General features: G+C 40.9%; 17 protein-coding genes. 11 read left to right on the forward strand and 6 right to left on the reverse strand.

Annotated features, from left to right (window positions below):
- Positions 1-162: 162 nt before the first annotated feature.
- Positions 163-1,341: an MFS transporter gene (locus ACLRYO_RS06690; protein ID WP_004697911.1), complete on the reverse strand. Its 1,179-nt coding sequence runs from the start codon at positions 1,339-1,341 to the stop codon at positions 163-165.
- A gap of 12 nt (positions 1,342-1,353) precedes the next feature.
- Positions 1,354-3,582 carry an SEL1-like repeat protein gene (locus tag ACLRYO_RS06695; protein WP_004697949.1) on the reverse strand — a complete coding sequence of 743 codons (2,229 nt, stop codon included), beginning with the start codon at positions 3,580-3,582 and terminating at the stop codon, positions 1,354-1,356.
- A 586-nt stretch (positions 3,583-4,168) separates the two neighbouring features.
- On the opposite strand from ACLRYO_RS06695, the gene ACLRYO_RS06700 reads away from it, so the two are divergent.
- From ACLRYO_RS06700 to trpA, 6 genes are all read left to right on the forward strand, one after another.
- Positions 4,169-5,638, forward strand: coding sequence for an anthranilate synthase component I family protein (locus ACLRYO_RS06700; protein WP_413084779.1), 1,470 nt, complete (start codon positions 4,169-4,171; stop codon positions 5,636-5,638).
- A complete protein-coding gene (locus ACLRYO_RS06705; protein ID WP_195394523.1) occupies positions 5,638-6,204 on the forward strand; it encodes an anthranilate synthase component II in 567 nt (188 codons plus the stop codon). The genes ACLRYO_RS06700 and ACLRYO_RS06705 overlap by 1 nt, the downstream gene beginning before the upstream one ends.
- A gap of 535 nt (positions 6,205-6,739) precedes the next feature.
- Positions 6,740-7,750, forward strand: a complete 1,011-nt coding sequence (trpD, locus tag ACLRYO_RS06710; RefSeq protein ID WP_413084780.1) for an anthranilate phosphoribosyltransferase — start codon at positions 6,740-6,742, stop codon at positions 7,748-7,750.
- Positions 7,751-7,753: 3 nt separating this feature from the next.
- The gene (trpCF, locus tag ACLRYO_RS06715; protein WP_155086445.1) at positions 7,754-9,208 is read left to right on the forward strand and encodes a bifunctional indole-3-glycerol-phosphate synthase TrpC/phosphoribosylanthranilate isomerase TrpF; all 1,455 of its coding nucleotides are present in this window, start codon (positions 7,754-7,756) and stop codon (positions 9,206-9,208) included.
- 42 nt (positions 9,209-9,250) lie between these two features.
- Positions 9,251-10,444 carry a tryptophan synthase subunit beta gene (gene trpB / locus ACLRYO_RS06720; protein ID WP_101928680.1) on the forward strand — a complete coding sequence of 398 codons (1,194 nt, stop codon included), beginning with the start codon at positions 9,251-9,253 and terminating at the stop codon, positions 10,442-10,444.
- The gene (trpA, locus tag ACLRYO_RS06725) at positions 10,437-11,228 is read left to right on the forward strand and encodes a tryptophan synthase subunit alpha (RefSeq protein WP_105086864.1); all 792 of its coding nucleotides are present in this window, start codon (positions 10,437-10,439) and stop codon (positions 11,226-11,228) included. The genes trpB and trpA overlap by 8 nt, the downstream gene beginning before the upstream one ends.
- 141 nt (positions 11,229-11,369) lie before the next feature.
- Here the strand turns inward: trpA and ACLRYO_RS06730 are convergent, their stop codons facing one another.
- On the reverse strand, positions 11,370-11,666 hold the full coding sequence (locus ACLRYO_RS06730; protein ID WP_105086865.1) for a hypothetical protein: 297 nt from the start codon (positions 11,664-11,666) through the stop codon (positions 11,370-11,372).
- A 173-nt stretch (positions 11,667-11,839) separates the two neighbouring features.
- Between ACLRYO_RS06730 and ACLRYO_RS06735 the strand changes: the two genes are divergently transcribed.
- The 3 genes from ACLRYO_RS06735 (at position 11,840) to ACLRYO_RS06745 (ending at position 14,154) form a co-directional block, all read left to right on the forward strand.
- A complete protein-coding gene (locus ACLRYO_RS06735; protein ID WP_008715195.1) occupies positions 11,840-12,727 on the forward strand; it encodes a DUF805 domain-containing protein in 888 nt (295 codons plus the stop codon).
- A 3-nt stretch (positions 12,728-12,730) separates the two neighbouring features.
- Positions 12,731-13,300 (forward strand): DUF805 domain-containing protein, encoded by a 570-nt coding sequence (locus ACLRYO_RS06740; RefSeq protein WP_105086866.1) that lies wholly within the window; start codon positions 12,731-12,733, stop codon positions 13,298-13,300.
- Between the two features lie 218 nt (positions 13,301-13,518).
- Complete coding sequence (locus ACLRYO_RS06745; protein WP_077707982.1) at positions 13,519-14,154, forward strand: DUF805 domain-containing protein; 636 nt, start codon at positions 13,519-13,521, stop codon at positions 14,152-14,154.
- 86 nt (positions 14,155-14,240) lie between these two features.
- Here the strand turns inward: ACLRYO_RS06745 and ACLRYO_RS06750 are convergent, their stop codons facing one another.
- The 3 genes from ACLRYO_RS06750 to ACLRYO_RS06760 are packed head-to-tail and all read right to left on the reverse strand — an operon-like array spanning position 14,241 to position 16,164.
- Complete coding sequence (locus ACLRYO_RS06750; protein ID WP_024062209.1) at positions 14,241-14,885, reverse strand: hypothetical protein; 645 nt, start codon at positions 14,883-14,885, stop codon at positions 14,241-14,243.
- 13 nt (positions 14,886-14,898) lie between these two features.
- On the reverse strand, positions 14,899-15,513 hold the full coding sequence (locus tag ACLRYO_RS06755; RefSeq protein WP_024062208.1) for a hypothetical protein: 615 nt from the start codon (positions 15,511-15,513) through the stop codon (positions 14,899-14,901).
- 9 nt (positions 15,514-15,522) lie between these two features.
- A complete protein-coding gene (locus ACLRYO_RS06760; protein ID WP_024062207.1) occupies positions 15,523-16,164 on the reverse strand; it encodes a hypothetical protein in 642 nt (213 codons plus the stop codon).
- Positions 16,165-16,285: 121 nt separating this feature from the next.
- On the opposite strand from ACLRYO_RS06760, the gene ACLRYO_RS06765 reads away from it, so the two are divergent.
- The gene (locus ACLRYO_RS06765; protein WP_146104593.1) at positions 16,286-16,942 is read left to right on the forward strand and encodes a hypothetical protein; all 657 of its coding nucleotides are present in this window, start codon (positions 16,286-16,288) and stop codon (positions 16,940-16,942) included.
- 460 nt (positions 16,943-17,402) lie between these two features.
- Positions 17,403-20,237 (forward strand): isoleucine--tRNA ligase, encoded by a 2,835-nt coding sequence (ileS, locus tag ACLRYO_RS06770; RefSeq protein WP_105086867.1) that lies wholly within the window; start codon positions 17,403-17,405, stop codon positions 20,235-20,237.
- The last annotated feature ends 71 nt before the right edge of the window (positions 20,238-20,308 follow it).

Genomic DNA, 20,308 nt, shown 5'->3' on the forward strand with positions numbered 1-20,308 from the left:
ATCATCCCCTAGATAGTGAAAGTTTCTATACTTTTACAAACAACATAATAAAAGAGCTGTTTCGGAATCAGTACACACACATCTGAGTTCTGAGAACAGCTCTTTTTATTTGTTTATATAGTTTCTTTAATGCATTTGCACTATTTTCGTTGTATTACGGCATTACTTTAGTTTTAACGCAACCCATAGTGCAGCGCCGATAAAGGTAAGGCTACATGCCCAGAAAAGGGTTGTGAAGCCAAATTGAGCGGCTACAATGGAACCACCAAAGGAGCCTAGAAAGTAACCCATAGACAAACAAGACTGATTGTACGAGAATATTTGTCCCGTATATTCCTTAGGTGTTTTTGATGCTAAATAGGTATTGAGCGCAGGTAACATACCACCTAGCCCAAAACCTTGCAAGAAACGGATAAACCCAAGTACATACACAGAGTCCACATAGGCTTGCGGTATATTGAGTAGACCTACATAGATCATCGAGTAGATGAGCACCTTTCTAGGGCCTATACGGTCTACTAATTTCCCGAGTGGAGAGCTACTAAAGAATTGGGCGATACCCATGGCAGAGAACACAGCACCAGAAATAAAGGCTATATTTTCCGTATTGCTTGGTAGCATTCCTTTAATGTAAACCGTCATAATGGGGGAGATGGCGGTAACCGAAATGGCATACAGGAAGGAGGTTGCAGATAAAGCGACTAAACTAGAAAACTCAGGTAAGTGAGTTTTTAGATTTCTAAAGGTTTGCTTCTCAACAAGTGGCTTTGGAACATAGTTTTCATGTACCAGCATTGCCGTCAAGCCAAAAGAGATAAGCATAAGGGCCCCGATGATAAAGAAGTCATTTCGAATACCTACTACATCACTGAGATACCCTCCTACAAGCGGACCGGCTAGTGAGCCTGCAAGGCTAAAGGATCCTATAATCCCTAGAGCCCAACCTGTATGGTTTTGCGGTGTTTCTGACGCGATAAGTGTTACCGATGCGGGGTAAAAACCGCTTACTAACCCTTGCAATGTACGAACGAGGAACACACCTTCTGGTGTAGTCTGAAAGCCCAATAATATACTACATATAGCCATACCAAGACTAGAGCGTATGAGGGTAATCTTACGTCCCTTACGGTCTGCTAATCGGCCCCAGAAGGGAGCTGCTAAGCAGACAATGAGGAAGGTGATGCCCATGGAGGCACCGGACCATTGTGCTATCGATCCTGTATCGCTTAAGCCCATTTCATGGAAGTATAGAGGAAGAATAGGGCTTACCTGACTAACCCCGAGGGACATGAAGAATATGCAGAATGCGCAAATGTACACCGTTCGTTTCCACGTTTCCAAAGTATCCCTCCTTTAGTCTTTCTTTTTAACTTCTTCCCAATCGCTTAAGTCCGGCAGTTTATTGCTTGTTATAGATTCTTGAATCCAGTAGTTAATAGAGGTTAAGTTGCTAGAATCCCGTTCAAAGCCATATACGATCTCGTCTCCTATGTCGTCTTCTGTAGTGATATAGAGGCGAATGTGTAAGTTTTTACCTTTTCCGCGCTCGATGAAGTAGCTAATACCCGGATCGTCGAGGTTGGATGGGCGAACCGCAATGATATCGTACGTGCCATTGGCTACGCCTTCTAAGGCATCCTTAATCATTTGATTGGAAAGTTCATATTGATTGAGGTAGAAAATATCGTTGTCGCAAGTTAATACATATTCTCGAGGTGGCGTAGTATTTTTGTACTGTTTCTCCCAGCTTTCATCAATCACAGGCAATGTAGCATGATCATAGAATTCTTTAATTAAACGGAGACCTTCAGAAATAGACATCTCCTTAAAGTCTCTTATTTCATATATCGTAGGCTCCAAGGTTTCATCACATTCCGCAGGATCCTCGCTGTAGCCGTATAAATAGATATTACAAGTGTTCTTATCTTCATTGTGGAACATAACGATACTGTATACATCGTAAATTACGTTTTCTATGGATTGGCGATTATCGTAGATGATAAAACTGAGGTATTTTTGTGTATCCCATTCGCGTTCGATGAACGGCCAGTCGTATTTATTGGTACGCCAACCAGTAGTAGAGTCCTCGAAAATTTCTAATACATCTACGGAGTTTTGAGGCCATGCAGGTGGCATAGGATTACACGTTGTAGAAGATTGCGTTATCCCTTCTTTGTACTGATAATGTCCATCAACGAGTTCAAAGGCTTCTAATCGCTCAGATGCTTCGTCAGGAATTGCCAACGGCTCACCAGTGCCTAACCAATTATCGTTTCTTGTGTTGAGACGATTGATGCTTTCACGAGCATGCTCGTAGAACGTAACGGCTTGGTCTAAATCGGGTTCTTTTGTAATGGCACCAATTTCGTAGCAATAGCCGGCTGCTAGTTGCCATAGATGGTCCGCATAGTCATAACTACCGTATCTATCGAAACATTTGCTAGCCTTATTAACGCACTCTATGGCGGTTCTTATGGCAGGGGTATTACCTTTTTTGAAAGTAAATACATAAGCGAGATACGGCCAAATCGCATCGAGAGTGTAAATCGCTGGTTGTTGTAATAAGTGAGCGATGCGAGACCAGTCTTGGGACTGACCATCGATATTCAATGTGCGAAGAATGATGGCTTGCATGGTAACATAAGCATGGTCATTAAAGTCTAAATAATTTGGGCTTATAGCAGCACGCTCGTAATATCTGAGGGCCTTTTGAATATTCTGAGGGATTCTTTTGTTAGACTCACATGGTTTTGCATAGTACTCGGCAGCTTCACGCAAACACATGCCATTATTCATGGCGGCACCGCGCTCAAAATATTCGAGTGCTCGTTCATGCTCCCCGCGAGACTTACAAATATCGCCAGCTAAATACATCATGAGTGGCAAACCTGCTGCAGCCCCTTCAAAAATGACTTGCTCTTCCATCTTCCTATTATCTTGCTCTATATAGGTAATGCGCAAGTTGCGGTATGCAATAACAAGGCCTGCTTCAGCGGATTTACGCAACCATTGCTGAGCAATGGCAGTTATTTTATTTGCGAATCTACGTTGATCTGCTTGGGCAAACAAGCCTTTTAAGAAACGGACAAAGGAAGATGGTTCACCTTCATTAGCCACCTTTTGAGCCGATGGCAAGATGTGGTAATCCCCCCATTGGAATACATTGGCAATGGCATAGGCACAGTAGGAACAACCCTTTTGGGCGCCCTCATAGACGCGCTGGAAGGCTTGGTCCTTTGTCATAGGCAACTCTTTTTCAATCGTTGGTGTAAGGGCACCAGAGGTACGCATAGCTTGTAAAATAGCGATGGCACTGCCTTTGCGAATAGCTGTATGTAAATAACTATACGCCTTTGTGTCATCCTCAGGAAAGCCTGCTTCAATCCAGGTGAACTGAGGGCCAGAATAGACGCGTGCCAAAATAGCGTACACATCGCCAATACCAGGAATCTTTTGACCTTCCTCGTCAAGTTTCACAAGGGCGTCAAGCTCAGCCTTACCCTCCCAAGCGATATCTTTATTACATTGATGGAATATTTTATTGAAAGACTGCTGTATTTGATCAGTAAAATAAAAATTCATGCTCTCTCCTCCGCATAATAATCAGTAGAAGCTGATAACATATGTAATTTCAGTATACTATTAGTATTTAGAGGAAAACAATATAAATATTCTGAATTTGCTAGGGGAGTAGAGGGATATTATTTAATTACAAGTGACCATATTAGACGATTGATGAATCTAAGAATAAGGTGAAAGTTAAGATTTTCCTTGACTTTCATTCTATAGAAACATTATAATCAGATTATAATTTTATACTCGCCTGAAAGAAACCGATGAGGTGGAGATAAAAATAGGAAATGCACTCACAGAGAGCGGGATTAGCTGAGAACCCGTAGTACGCAGCTTATTAAATGGACCACCGAGGGCGCATGGAACAGAATGAACTTTCACAGTCATTCCTAGTATGGTGCGACGTCACACGAGCGTTAGTCGTGAGGGATATGTTAGTATCCTGCGAAAGGGGAATGCACTGCATTCAAACAAGGTGGTACCGCGATTTATAGCACATACAATCATATTGTAAAAATAGAACTATAAACTCGTCCTTGACGTTATATTGTCATGGGCGAGTTTTTTTATTGGCAAATGCCAGATGGAGGTTCTCATGATTTTTCCTAGTCTTGACCGTGTGAAAGCTATCGCACCGGGCTACGATATCGTGCCTGTGTATATGGAAATTTTATCCGACGTACGCACACCGATTAGTGTGTTGAAAGCGTTAAAACAAGTGAGCAGTCATACGTACTTGCTTGAAAGTGCGGATAATAGTAATCATTGGGGCCGTTATTCCTTCTTGGGCTACGATCCTAAGATTGAGCTATTCTGCAAAAACCATAAAATGACCATCAAAGACGGTACGATACGTACCTTTGAGTGCTCTAATCCAGCTGCAGAAATTCGCAATATTTTGAGCCAATATAAAAGTCCTCGCTTAGAAGAGTTACCAACTTTTACAGGTGGCTTTGTAGGCTACTTTGCTTGTGAATATATTCGTTATATCGAGCCAACATTGGATTTCTCAACGCCAGATGATGACTCTGCGATGGTAAACGATGTAGACCTTATGCTCTTTGATAAGGTAATCGCCTTTGACCACTACAAAAATAAAATTTATTTAATCGCTAACATTAGCACCAATGATTTGGAACGCAACTACAACAAGGCTGAGCTCGAATTGAAAGCATTAGCTGACCTCGTAGCGAACGGTAAAGAGGCTGACATTCCAAAAGGCATCCTTAAAACAGAATTTACTTCAGAATTTACAAAGGACGAGTTTGAAGCAGTTGTTAAAAAAACGCAATATTACATCAAGGAAGGGGATATCTTTCAATGCGTTGTATCTAATCGCCGCGAAGCAGAGTTTGAAGGTAGCTTGTTAAATGCATACCGCGTGTTGCGTACTTTAAATCCATCTCCGTACATGTTCTATCTATCTGGTGGGGATGTAGAACTCACAGGTGCTTCTCCAGAAACTTTGGTGAAAATGACAGATGGTAAAATGTACACCTTCCCAATTGCAGGCACTATGCGTCGCGGTAAAAACGAAGCAGAGGATCTTGCCATTGAAGAAAAACTCATCAATGACGAAAAAGAATTGGCTGAACATAACATGCTCGTTGATCTTGGTCGCAACGATTTAGGTAAAATTTCTAAATTCGGTTCCGTAAAAGTAGAGGCGTTACATATGTTGCAACGTTTCTCCCATGTAATTCACATTACATCTACTGTAAGTGGTGATATTCAAGACGGTAAAGATGCACTCGATGCTATCGGGGCTACACTGCCAGCAGGCACCTTGTCTGGGGCGCCTAAGATTCGTGCCATCGAGATTTTACACGAACTTGAGAAAAGCCCACGCGGCGTATACGGCGGTGCCGTAGGTTACATCGACTTCTCTGGTAATATGGACGTATGTATTGGTATTCGCATGGCCATGAATAAAGGCGGTAAGGTCTATGTTCGCGCTGGTGCAGGCATCGTTCGAGATAGCGTTCCTGAAAGCGAGTTTAATGAAACCTTGATTAAAGGCCAATCCATGATTTCCGCAATTACAGATGCACAGGAGGTAGAATAATGGTACTCCTTATAGATAATTACGATAGTTTCTCCTTTAATTTATATCAATTAGTAGGATCTATCAATCCAGATATTAAAGTTATCCGCAGCGATGAATTAACAGTTGAAGAAATCCGCGCTTTGAAACCAGACTATGTGATACTTTCACCAGGACCTGGCAGACCAGCTGATGCGGGCGTATACGAAGAGCTATTGCGCGAATGCAAAGGTGAATTCCCAATCCTCGGCGTATGCCTGGGACACCAAGCCATCGGCGAAGTATTCGGCGGCACCGTTTCCTACGCTAAACAAGTAATGCACGGCAAACAAAGCGTGGCGAAACAAGTACACCCATCCAAAATCCTTAAGGGCTTGCCTGAACAATTCGAAGTCGCACGATACCACTCCTTGGCAATTATTGACGAAACCATGCCAAGCGAACTCATCGTCACATCCATTACAGACGACGGCGAAGTAATGAGCGTAGAACATAAAGACTACCCGATATATGGAGTGCAATTCCATCCGGAATCCATTATGACACCGAACGGGGAACAAATGATTCGCAATTTCTTAGAAAAATAAATTACAGTCTAATTTATGTATCGAGGGGCCATTCTTAGGCTCTAGAACGATAAGGCAGAAATAAGGTCTCTCGGAACTCCAAGTGGCCACCGCCCCACTACGTGGGGCCGCCAAGTCGTTCCTTATGACCTTATTTCCTGCCAACTCAACCTTGGCATTACCTACTTAATAGCCCCTCTACAATATATATATATATCGAACAGTAACTATATTTTTCTAAAGAAATATGCGAATCAGAACCTCTAATATAGAAAGAGGTGGTGCAAAGCACCACCATTCCCACCACCCTATAAAGAAATGACCTGTACGTTACTCCATATAATGTGCAGGATCATTTGATAATAGTTTGTTTGAGGGATATCTATTAAATTGGTATGGTTTTTAGCTGGATAGGTACGATTGGGTTATGTGCGAAGCCGACTTGGCGCCCCGCATAGCGGGGGGTGGTCACTTGGAGGCTGAGTGCATGACCCAATCGTTACCGACTAGGTAGAATGGTATTAATTTAATAGATATCCTCAAAAGGAGATTTAAAATGATTAAAGACGCATTATATGCAGTAACGCATGGTCAGGATTTATCTTACAACCTTGCTAAAGATACAATGAACAAAATTATGAGCGGCGATGTAGCCGAGGTTCCTATGGCTGGTTTCTTGTGTGCTCTTGCCGCAAAGGGCCCTACTGTAGATGAAGTTACAGCCTTTGCTGAGGTTATGCGTGAGAAGGCTGGCTCCGTACCTCATGAAGGTACAGTTGTAGAAATTGTAGGTACTGGTGGCGACGAGGCTAATACGTTCAACATTTCCACTACGTCTGGGTTCATTATTTCCGCAGCAGGTATTTCCGTAGCAAAGCATGGTAACCGCAGTGTATCTAGTAAATGTGGTGCTGCTGACTTAATCGAAGCATTGGGTGCTAAATTAGAGCTTAATGGCGAGCAAAATGAGGCGGTGTTGAACAAAGCGAATATGTGCTTCATGTTTGCGCCAGTGTATCATCAAGCTATGAAATATGCGGGCCCTGTACGTAAGGCGTTGGGCGTGCGTACTGTGTTTAACATTCTTGGACCTTTGGCAAATCCAGCCGGTGCTACGGTTGAGTTGATGGGCGTTTACGATAAATCTTTAGTAGAACCATTGGCTCGTGTATTGGCTAATCTTGGCGTTAAACGCGGTGCTGTGGTACACGGCTTTGACGGCCTTGATGAGATTACGGCTACCAATAAAACGTACGTATGCGAAATTAATAATGGTACTTTCACAAGCTACGAATTCGATCCTAAGGAATATGGTTTCGAATACGCTGATAAAACCGAGCTTGAAGGTGGCGATGCTACGGTGAATGCTGAGATTACTCGCCGCGTTCTCGGTGGTGAGCAAGGCGGTAAACGCACTGCGGTTGTTCTTAACGCGGGCATGGCGATTTACCTTGCGAAAGACGGCATTACATTGGCAGAGGGCATCGAAGAGGCGAAACATATAATCGATTCTGGTAAGGCGCTTGCGACAATGGAACAGTTTGTGAAAGCAACCCAAGAGGTGTAACCATTGATTTTAGATAAGATTATAGAGGCTACCAAAATTCGGGTAGCCCAAGAAAAACAGGTGGAGTCTCCTGAGGCTGTGAAAACAGCGGCTTTAGCGTTACCATCTGATACAGGATTTCCTTTTGAAGCAGCCCTTCGTCAGCAAGACTTCAACTTTATTTGCGAAGTAAAGAAGGCATCTCCATCAAAAGGCATCATAGCAGAGCACTTCCCATATTTAGACATCGCCAAGGAATATGAAGTGGCTGGTGCTGCGGCTATCTCGGTTTTGACGGAGCCAGACTTCTTTAAAGGCGATAAAAAATATTTGCAAGAGATTGCAAGCACCGTAAAAATTCCCGTGCTTCGCAAGGACTTTATCATCGATGAATACCAAATCTACCAAGCGAAGGTTTGGGGCGCTAGTGCCATCTTATTAATCTGTGCATGCCTCGATGTGCCAACATTAACAAAGTTCCGTGAGCTAGCTGATTCGCTTGGATTGTCCTCTTTGGTAGAGGCTCATGATGAGCACGAAGTACAAATGGCCATCGATTGCGGTGCGCGTATTATCGGCGTTAACAACCGCAATTTGAAAGACTTTACAGTAGATGTACAAAACAGCGTGCGCTTGCGCAATCTCGTTCAAGACGATGTGATCTTCGTATCTGAAAGCGGTCTTGAAACTCCAGAGGACATCCAAGTCTTGCGCGATAACAATATCGGAGTAGCTTTGATGGGGGAAACCTTCATGCGTTCTCCTAACAAGGTGGAGAAATTAGCATATCTTTATGGTTCAACCTACTACACACCAAAGGTTAAGATGTGCGGAATCTCAAAGGTGGAAACAATCCCTGCTGTAGTAGAGGCAAAACCAGACTACATGGGCCTTGTATTTGCACCAAGTAAACGACAAGTCACTGTAGACCAAGCTAAAACATTGGTTGAAGAACTACATAAGCAATATACTAAAAGATATAACAATGGTGCTGAACAGTCTAATAATGATGAGATTAAAACGGTAGGTGTTTTCGTCAATGAAACGCTAGATAATCTCGTTAGCATTGCTACAGAAGCCAATCTTGATGTGGTGCAATTGCATGGCGATGAAGATGAAGCTTTCATCCAATCCTTAAAAGAACGTACTAATGTAGAGGTTTGGAAGGCTGTTCAAATCCGTAGTGCTGCAGATGCAGAGGCGTGGATCGATAGCAGAGCAGATATGCTATTATTTGATGCATACCACAAAGACGAGCGCGGTGGTACGGGGGAAGTGTTCGATTGGTCTTGCTTAGACGAGTTTGAACGACCATTTATGCTGGCTGGAGGTATCGATAGCACCAATGTGGCGCGTGCCATTCGTACGGTTCGACCGTACGGCATCGATATCAGTAGTGGTATTGAAACAGATGGCGTGAAAGACGATGAGAAGATAAAAGCTTTCACCAACATTGTGAGAACAATAGCAATGCCATAATATGGCGTGCTAGCAGGAATGGAATATAGAAAGGTAAGTTATATGAGTGAACAAAGACATGGTTATTTTGGCTCCTTTGGGGGTCAATTTATGCCAGAAACATTGATGAATGCAGTCATCGAATTGGAAGAGGCGTACAACAAGTACAAAGATGATCCTGATTTCGTACACGAACTTGAGGATTTACATAAAAAATATACAGGTCGTCCATCCCTTTTATACTATGCAGATCGCATGACAAAGGACCTTGGAGGCGCCAAAATCTATTTAAAACGTGAGGACTTAAATCATACTGGTTCTCACAAGTTGAATAACGTAATCGGCCAAATGTTATTGGCAAAACGAATGGGTAAGACTCGTGTTATTGCTGAAACCGGCGCAGGTCAACACGGTGTGGCAACGGCTACTATCGCTGCGTTGATGGGCATGGAATGTGAAGTATACATGGGTGCAGAGGACTGTGAACGTCAAGCACTTAACGTATATCGTATGAAATTGCTAGGCGCTAAGGTGCATCCTGTAACAACAGGTACTAGTACATTGAAAGATGCGGTTTCCGAAGCGTTGCGCGAATGGACAAACCGCATGTCCGATACGCATTACGTATTGGGATCCGTTATGGGTGCTCATCCATTCCCTATGATTGTACGCGATTTCCAATCCATTATCAGCCGTGAAGCGCGTGAGCAAATCCTCGAAGCAGAAGGAAAATTACCAACAGCTGTTATGGCTTGTGTAGGTGGCGGCTCTAATGCGATGGGCATGTTCTATCACTTCATTTCAGATGAAAGTGTTCGTCTCATCGGTTGTGAAGCAGCAGGTCGTGGCATCGATACAGAAGAACATGCGGCGACAATCGCGAAGGGCTCTGTTGGTATCTTCCACGGCATGAAATCGTACTTCTGCCAAGACGAAGACGGCCAAATTGCTCCAGTATATTCTATCTCTGCAGGTCTTGATTATCCTGGCATCGGTCCTGAACATGCGTACTTGCACGATAGTGGTCGTGCTGAGTACGTGCCGGTTACAGATGACGAAGCAGTCGATGCCTTTGAATACTTATCTCGCTTGGAAGGTATTATTCCAGCCATTGAAAGTGCTCATGCGGTGGCACATGCACGTAAAATTGCTCCTACTATGAGCAAGGACGACATCATTATTATTTGTTTATCCGGTCGTGGCGACAAAGACGTGGCGGCTATGGCGAAATACAGAGGGGTGGATCTTCATGAGTAAAATTAAAGACGCTTTCACAAAGGGCAAGGCATTCATCCCGTTCATTAGCGCTGGTGACCACGGTATTGAGAATACAGAACGTTATATTCGTATTATGGTGAAAGCCGGTGCGGACATGGTAGAGATTGGTATTCCCTTCTCTGACCCAACCGCGGAAGGCCCAGTTATTCAAGAGGCGAGCACGCGTGCTCTCTCCACAGGCGTAAAAATCAATGACATCTTCGATATGGTACGTCGTTTACGTACTGGTGATGATGCGGTGACTATACCGCTCGTATTCATGACCTATTTGAATCCTATTTACGTATTCGGTCGTGAAAAATTCTTTACCCTCTGCGAAGAGGTTGGCATTTCTGGTGTTATCGTGCCAGATATGCCGTTTGAAGAAAAAGGCGAGCTCGCTAGTGTGGCTCACAAACATGGCGTTGAAGTGGTATCCTTAATTGCGCCAACATCTGAAAACCGTATCGAAATGATTGCCAAAGACGCAGAAGGCTTTGTATACTGTGTATCTTCCCTTGGCGTTACAGGCATGCGCAGTGAAATTAAGACGGATATTAAGTCCATCGTTGAAACGATTCGCAAATATACAGATATCCCTGTAGCTGTTGGTTTCGGTATTTCCAAGCCAGAACAAGCGGAAGCTATGGCGCGCGTATCCGACGGTGCTATCGTAGGCTCTGCTATCGTTAAAATCGTGGCAGAACACGGTGAACATGCGGATCTAGCGTTGTTTGATTACGTACAATCCATGAAACAAGCTGTTCTAAAGGCTGGCGCATAACATAATAACTCATATAGCCTTGGGAAAAATTATATAGGGGATAACACAAAAGGACGTTATACAATGTATAACGTCCTTTTCATTGGTTGGTTAATTTAGTTTTGTATTTTTAGGGCTAGTAATATGTATTATGCGCAAGGCTTAGTCATTAGAGGATTCAGAACGTTGATGTTGTTCACTGCGTTTTGCTGTTGCATTTTTATCATGCTTTTCACGTTCAGATATTCTATGCTTTCTGTGCTTTTTCTTTTTATCATTTACTTTGTACCATGGATGATCGCTACTATCTACTGTGCCATCATCATTTTTTATCATGCGATGATTTTCACCGATTTTGAAGTGGTAATCTTTGGCTTGGACTACATTAGTACCAATACCAACTGTTAAGAAGGCACCTAAGCTGGCCAAGGCTACTGCTTTCATTAATTTAGCTTTCATAATTATCTCCTGTATAATTGATTGTACAAATTTTAGTTGTAAGAAATATATCTGTAGTATAGGCATATTTCATGAACAAAAAATGAATCAACTAAGTTGATAAATCATAGTATAATAGGAATATCTATATATGTTTATTATTTAATATTATCTAAGATTATAGTAGGAGCTTTATGAAACAGAGAGTATACGAAATCCTCTATCGTGAGCTAGTGGAAAACTATGCGAACAGTAAGGGACGTACCAATACAGCCGATTTTTGGCTCACCATAAGTGCTATATCCTTTGTATATGGCTTAATTATATGTATTACAGGTCTTGCAACCTACATACCGTATGGATTTCTTTATGCTGTCTCTATCGGTGGCGGCGTATTATTTGTATTGTCCATCCTGTTATGCTTGCCGAAGATTATGTTAATGGCAAGACGGTTACGAGATTCTAATAATGATCCAACGTTGATGATTTTACTATTGGTTCCTATTTTAGGCTGGCTTGCATTATTGTATCTATTCTGTAAGCGCACATCGCCTGTATCTAATGAATTAGAGGAAAAACGTTCCGTTTCGGGCCTCTTTATTGTGTCCATATTAGTATTAGGATGCCTAGCCACTAGTGCAGGTAGTACAATGATTAATCATAATTTTATGGTAGAAGAGACTGCTTATGGCAATTTGGAACCTAGTTCGTTAACGAAACAAGCAAATCGTCTTTTACAAAGTGAAACGGCTACAACAGAGGGGCGTACTGTGGTAAGTAATTATTATGAAGCCCTCAACAAAAAGGATTATCATGGTGCATATCGTTATTTGAGTGCTCGTGCTATGGAGCGATATGGTACCTTTGAACTATGGGAACAAGCCATGACTAAGGAAGAGGTTCCTAAGGTGAAAGCGATACAGCTTGACTATGTTTCCCAAGACCAAGATGATGATATTGTTGTAAACTATATGGGCTTTACCATTACCTTTGAAGATAATCTAGAGCCCGTATTAGTTCGTTTGCATAATGAAGGCAAAGGCTGGGGCATTGTTGCTATTGAAGCCGCGGAGGAGGATTAGGTTATGTCAACCATAAATATATATGATTTGAATTATACCGATGCCTTCAAATTAGGCATTAGAAACTATGCTAATTTTAATGGTCGTGCTAGTCGTAGTGAATATTGGCGATTCGTGGCAGGCGTTACGTTGATACAAGGATTACTTGGGATTTTGGCTTTACTATGTAGTAACTTGGGCTTTCCTAATTATGAAGCGCTTATCGATAATGTTACTGTAGGGGTATCCCTTTTCTTTATAGTTCCCAATATAGCTATCACAACACGGCGTATGCATGATATTGGCCGGAGTGGTTGGACGCAGTTAATCTCATTTATTCCTGTTATAGGCTTCTTTATATTCCTCGTTTACGAATTGCGTCGTGGCGATGAAAGAGAGAATTCATATGGTGAAAGAACCGGCTATACACCTATCACTCCTGAGATTAGCAAGGCTACAGGACTAGAAGAAACTCCATCCCGTCGTCAAGATTGGGCGATGGGGATTGCCATCTTTATTATCCAATCTATTATTATTGCCGATATCATTAGAGAGATATTATGGTATGGTATTAATGGGAATGGATACATGTAATAGATACCTATATTTATTAACAATCTCATTATTTTATTTTATAAAAGTTTAACATCTCCTTTATAGACAATATAACACTTTATAGTAAAATGAATTTCAGATGAATTTAAAAACTTAGATATTAATAAATAAAGAATATCTTAGTTGTTATATGTGTTAAGTACAGCAGGACATCGTAATCTTTGCTGATTTCTGTTTGTAGCTAGAAGGAGTTTATTATGAAATCTTGTCCCTATTGTGGACATGCAGTGTTGAAAACAGATTGTTACTGCCCAGAATGTGGGCATGTTAGTAGACCACAAATCTCGTTAGATAAATACAATCTAGGCTTGATTGAAAACTTTAAACAATGTTTGGTTTATAAATATGCTGATTTTGATGGTCGTGCAAGTCGTAGTGAATATTGGCATTTCTTGTTAGTCTATCAATTGTTGTTTGTGGCCATTCTATTTACTTGTGCTTTTTTGAGCTATATTAGCCCACTATCTAGCGTAGTAGGCGTAGGTTTTGGTTTGGTCATCCTTGTCCTCTTGTCCGTGATTATGGTTATCCCTGGCGTGGCCGTTTCAGTACGACGTCTACACGATCAAGGCCGCTCAGGGGGCCTTGTATTTATTGGATTCATCCCTGTAATAGGGACTATTATCCTGTTGATCCTTATGGCTCTGCCTGGTGAAAGCCAACCAAATCGCTTTGGTCCCCCTACAGGTCAAGTGGTTGTAACAAAACAAATGGCCCGTGAATTAGGTCTTATTGATACTACGCCATCTATGGGACTAACTGCAGGACTATTCTGCGCTATCTTTGTGCTCTGGTTCTTGGTGGATAAACTACTTATGACTAGTGCGATGTAAAAAAATACTATATAAAAAATAATCTTATTATAAAATGCACCCCAAAATTGGATACAATTTTGGGGTGCATTTTATAATAGTAGGATTTATTTATTATTAGTTAACAAACTATCATCAAATGTGATTTTATCAATAATGACAAGATTGTGGTTAGAACCGATAGCACGATTACCATATTTATGGAATTTTGTTTCTAATTCAATCCGTCTAGCATTTTGCATTTGCTTTAAAATATCATTAGTTACATCTGGAGATGTTTCTTTTTTATATCGAATACCATTAATTAATAAAGTATTGTCTTTTTCGATATATCTAATGATTGTACGACCTTCATCGTAGCTGAGTTGATTTTTATACTTATTTTTTTCTTTATCATCTTTTTCATTTTTGGGTGTAATCTCTTTAGCTGTTGTTGTTCGAGAGTCTTTTTGAAGAATAAAGTTGATGTTATACGTATTATTGGCTTGCTTTACACTATCATCAAATGATGGGAAAAGGCTTCCATGGGGTTTAGGATAGTTCTTCTCTGATTTATAAGCTAGTTTATCTTCTGTTACCATATATTCTTTGCCATTTTCTTGGAATGTTATACGGTACATAACATTGTTGCCATCATAGCCAACCCAAGTTCCTAAATACTTGTTTTCGTTTTCACTTTTGCCGCAGCCTACAATAATAATAGTAGATAACAGCATAACCATAATTAAGCCGAGTTTAAGAATGTATTTCATATGCTATATCTCCTTATTTGGCGGTATCTAAAATAGAATCATTAAAGGAAAAATCAAATTGAATTGTTGGCTTTGGTTTGAAACTACCAAATGTATCTTTTTTACGTTCTTCCACAACAAGTTTTTTCATATCTTCTTTTAAGTCTGGTAAATATGCTTTAACAGAATTATCATCAGATTGTTTTTTGAAGATTACTTTGTCGAAAACTAAGGTACCATCTTTTTCATTATAAATAATAGGTTTCGGACCTACGTCTAATTTATTTTCATTGGCAGAAATAAGCATGTTGTGTAAAGAATCATTAGATTTTGTTAAGATGTAATCTGCATTAGCTGGAGCTGTATCCCCACCGCCTTTAGTGCTGTCGGCTTCATCGAGTCCACTAGAAAAGTAATCCATTAAAGGATAATAGGAGTAATCATATAAAGATACCAATAGTTGTCCATCGATATTTTCAATGATTAATTCTTGAATATCATCTTTATCATCAGTTTTATTATAAGCAATCCAAGTACCTTCAAATTTGCTGTTAGCATTATTGTTTTTGTCATTATTATCACTACCACATGCAGTTACGAAGAGCATTGTAAAAGTGAGTAATAGTGTAATTATAAAGTTACGTTTCATATAGTCTCCTTATGCTGCATCGCCATAATATTTACGACGTAAGTAGAAGATGTATCCACCACCAATGACAGCAATGATAGCTACGCCGATGCCAATATAGAATAACCAACTGTGGCTTGGTTTAAAGATAAAACGAATATGACTATTTTGAGTGAAGGTAACAGTGTTTTTATCTGTTAATGTTCCAGTTTGAACACTTACTGGATCAATTACACCAGATACGGTAACTGTCGTTTTGCCTTGAGAAGTTCCTAAATCTACAATATAACTACCAGAAGTTGTTTTTTCTAAGGCGAGTAAAGGCCCTTGATCTTTATTTCTCAATGTCATGGCATCTCTAACTTTATTGAGTTCTTCTACGTTGTTGAACTTTGATTTAACGGTCCAAACATTATAAGGTGTTTTGTCACCATCATCTACAGTAATCTCTTTTCCTTGATCGTCAAGAGCCTTGATTGTATAGTCTTGAATATTGTATTCGTTTATAATCTCCGTAATAGAGTCTTTCGGCAACGGGCCAGCTTGTGATTTTACTTGAGCGTTCCAAGTACCGCTACCATCACTGTCAATTTTTACATCTGAATCTATTGTGGCACATCCAGATAGTAGTAACATACATAAACTTAGAATCATAAGTGATAATTGTCTCATAGTATTCCTCTCTTTCACACTACAAATTTTAACTATCTATAAAATGCTAGTCGTGATATATTGTACATTAATTATATAATTATAGGCAATATATAGTGCGGAAAGGGTTAATGAAATGTTAATGAAGTTTAAACAACTTGGGATTGCAAAAAGTATACTAAGTATTATGGTGGTAATTGGCGTACTTGTGAGTGCTGGATATGGATTGTACTATCAATTTGTGTATAAGCAATCTCCAGAATATTCGCTTCAAGTACTTTATAAAGCAATTCAAGATGGGGATACGGATACATTTTTTATGATGGTTGATGGTGAAGGAATTTTGCATAAGGTATATGATCCGTATATTGAAAAATTGTTAAAAGAATCTGATGGACGGAATATATCTCAAACTAATTCAAAAGGAGAAACTAAGATTTTAAATCTTGGAGAAGCGTTGTTGTTTACAGCAATAGATAGTTATTATTTAGATGTAAAAGAGGTATTACTTAACCAAGATTTAAGAACACATATACCTCATAGAGCTGACCCCAAAGATCCATTTAAAGATAATTTACAGACGTTAAAAGAGATAGGGCGATATGAATTAATTTCTATAGAAGAAAAAAATAAGAATGATGGAGTTGTTAATATAGAAATTCGTGCATTGGATACTAAGACTAATGAAACTAAAGTATTTCCGATAGAAATGACTCAAATGGATAATAAGATGTGGCGGATTACTGGATATGATTATAAGACGTATAGTTTACCATATGATGGATTTGATAGAATTTAATTAGATGACGTATTCTGTTTTGAGATGTTTGATTGCTATCGATAAAATTTAATTGTTATCTTCTTGATGAGTCATGGTTTCCTAGTTGACAATTTCCCCGTTTGAGTCCTATAATTATCTATTATATGAATATTGCGTTGAAAAAGACGGCATGTCTCAGACGGATTTAGTAGAGACCAAACTCATGGGCTGAAAGGTTTGGAAATCTAGAGATTTGCGGATCACTTTGGAGCAAGCGGCAATGCCGCCGGTGAACACCGTTATATGTTTAAGTGGCTTTCACAATATGAGAGATGAGTTGCGTCTTATGTGTTACAATCATGTGCTAGCATGGTGTGACAATCGCAGAAATGCGGTGGCGCTAGCTTTCACAAGTAACGAGAGTCAGTAGGGTGGTACCACGGATATGACGTCCGTCCCTTCGGGGACGGGCGATTTTTTTATGTAAAAGGAGCACAGCATGGATTACGGTAAGACGTTACATTTGCCTGAAACAGAATTCCCTATGCGCGGCAATTTGCCTAAGCGCGAACCAGAAATCTTAAAGTTCTGGGAAGACAACAAAATTTATCAAAAACGTTTGGAATTGCGTAAAGACGCAAAACCTTTCATTTTGCATGATGGCCCTCCATATGCAAACGGTAAATTGCACATCGGTCATGCCCTCAACAAAACGTTAAAGGACATCATCATGAAATACAAAACAATGACTGGTCACTATACTCGCTACATTCCTGGTTGGGATACGCATGGTTTGCCAATTGAACATGCGGTTATTAAAAACACTGGTCTTAACCGTCATGAAATGGCTCCATTGGACTTGCGCAATAAATGTAAGGAATATGCATTGGAGTGCGTAGAAACACAAAAACAAGACTTCATTCGTTTTGGTGTATTAGGCGAATGGGACCGTCCGTATTTGACATTGCGTCCTGAGTTCGAAGTTAAACAACTTGGCATCTTCGGCGAAATGGCAAAACGCGGTCACATCTATAAAGGTCTTAAAACTGTATACTGGTGTACGCACTGCGAAACTGCATTGGCAGAAGCAGAAATCGAATATGCTGAGAAAAAATCCTTCTCCATTTACGTAAAATTCCCTTATGTATCCGAGAAAAAAGTTACATTGCCAGCTGGCGTAGATCCAAAACAAGCATACTCTGTTATTTGGACAACTACTCCTTGGACAATGCCTGCCAACGTAGCTATTTCCGTTAACCCTGAGCTTGAATATGGCTGGGTAAAAGTAGGCGACGAATACTACTTGATGGCTACTGAACTTGTTGACGCAGCTATGAAAGATATCGGAATCGAAGACTATGAAATCGTAAACCGCTTCTCCGGCGCAGATTTGGAATTGGCTGAATTCAAACATCCATTCGTAGAACGCACTTCCACTGTATTATGCGGTGACCATGTAACACTTGAAGCCGGTACTGGTTGCGTACATACAGCTCCTGCACATGGTGAAGACGACTTTAACATCGTTATGCGTTATAACAAGGAAGGTAAAACTGAACTTCCTATCGTATCCCTTGTAAATGAAACTGGTAACTACACTAAACAAGTAGACGACAACCGTTATGGCGATACTGAATTCCCATTAGCTGGCGTAGAAATTCACGATGCAGAAGTGCCTGTAATCAAAATCTTAGCACATAACAATGCATTACTTCACAAATCTAGCTTGCGTCACCAATACGCTCACTGCTGGCGTTGTAAAAATCCTGTCATCTACCGCGCTACAGAACAATGGTTCTCCTCTGTAGATGGTTACCGTCAACAAGCGCTTGATGCGATCGACAATCAAGTGCAATGGATTCCTAAATGGGGCCATGACCGTATCTTCAACATGGTGCGCGATCGCGGTGACTGGGTAATTTCCCGTCAACGTATTTGGGGCGTGCCAATTCCTATTTACTATTGTGAAAGCTGTGGCGAGCACATCATCAACGATGATACTATCAAAGCATTACAAGAAAAAGTAGCCGTAGAAGGCTCCGATGCTTGGTGGGCTCACAGCGCTAAGGAATTATTACCAGAAGGTTTCAAATGTCCTCATTGCGGTCATGATGAGTTCAAAAAAGAAACAGACATCATGGACGTATGGTTCGACTCTGGTTCCTCTTGGGCTGGGGTGCTCGAAGTAAATGATCTTGATGTACCATGTGCTATGTACCTTGAAGGTTCTGACCAACATCGCGGTTGGTTTAACTCTTCCTTGTTGACTGCAGTAGCCACAACAGGTAAAGCACCGTACAACTCCGTATTGACTCATGGCTTCGTAGTGGACGGCGAAGGTCGCAAAATGTCTAAATCTGTAGGTAATACAGTAGCTCCTAGCGACATTATCGACGTATACGGCGCTGACGTTATGCGTTTGTGGGTATCTTCCGCAGATTACCAAGCAGACGTACGTTTGTCCAAAGACATCGTAAAACAATTATCCGAAGTATACCGTAAGATCCGTAATACATTCCGCTTCTTGCTTGGCAATTTGGATGACTTCAATCCAAACACCGATAAAGTGGCTTACGCAGATATGTCCGAATTCGATAAATGGGCATTGTTGCGCTTAGAAGAAGTACGTCAAAAAGTTACTGATGCGTACGAAAACTATGAATTCCACATGTTGTACCATGCAATTCATAACTTCTGTACAGTAGACTTGAGTTCCATCTACCTTGATGTAATGAAAGATACTATGTATGCTGAAAGCAAAGATAATGTAGCTCGTCGTTCTGCTCAAACAGCGATGTACGAAATCTTGAAAACATTGGTAGCCATGGTATCTCCAGTACTTTCTTTCACAGCGGAAGAAGTTTGGAAATACATGCCTAAAGAAGAGGGCATGCGCGAATCCGTTATGCTTCAAGATTGGCCACAAGGTCATCCAGAACACTTCAACCAAGAATTGGCTGACAAATGGAACCAATTGTTAGACTTGCGTACATCTGTACAAAAAGCATTGGAACTTGCTCGTCAAGACAAAACAATCGGTCATCCATTAGATGCATCCGTTACAGTATACGCTAAAGGTGCTGCATTTGATGCATTGAACGCCCTTGGTGAAGAAGGCTTGGCTAAACTCGTTATTGTATCCGAAGCTCACATTGTGAACGGCGCTGCACCGGCAGAGGCTGTCAAAGACGAAGAAACTGGCGTTGCCACAGTTGTTGTTGCCTCTGGTCTCGAAAAATGTGAACGCTGCTGGATCCACCGCGATACAGTAGGTCAAGATAGCGCACATCCTACACTTTGTGCACGCTGTGCCGATGTTGTAAAAACACTATAATAAAAAAAGACCATCCTCTGAACTTTGCTTCCAAAAATTATGTCCAATTTTTGGAGTATAGTTCACTGGGG

It is taken from the genome of Veillonella parvula, from assembly GCF_047241225.1.
In the GTDB taxonomy this organism is placed as follows: domain Bacteria; phylum Bacillota; class Negativicutes; order Veillonellales; family Veillonellaceae; genus Veillonella; species Veillonella parvula_O.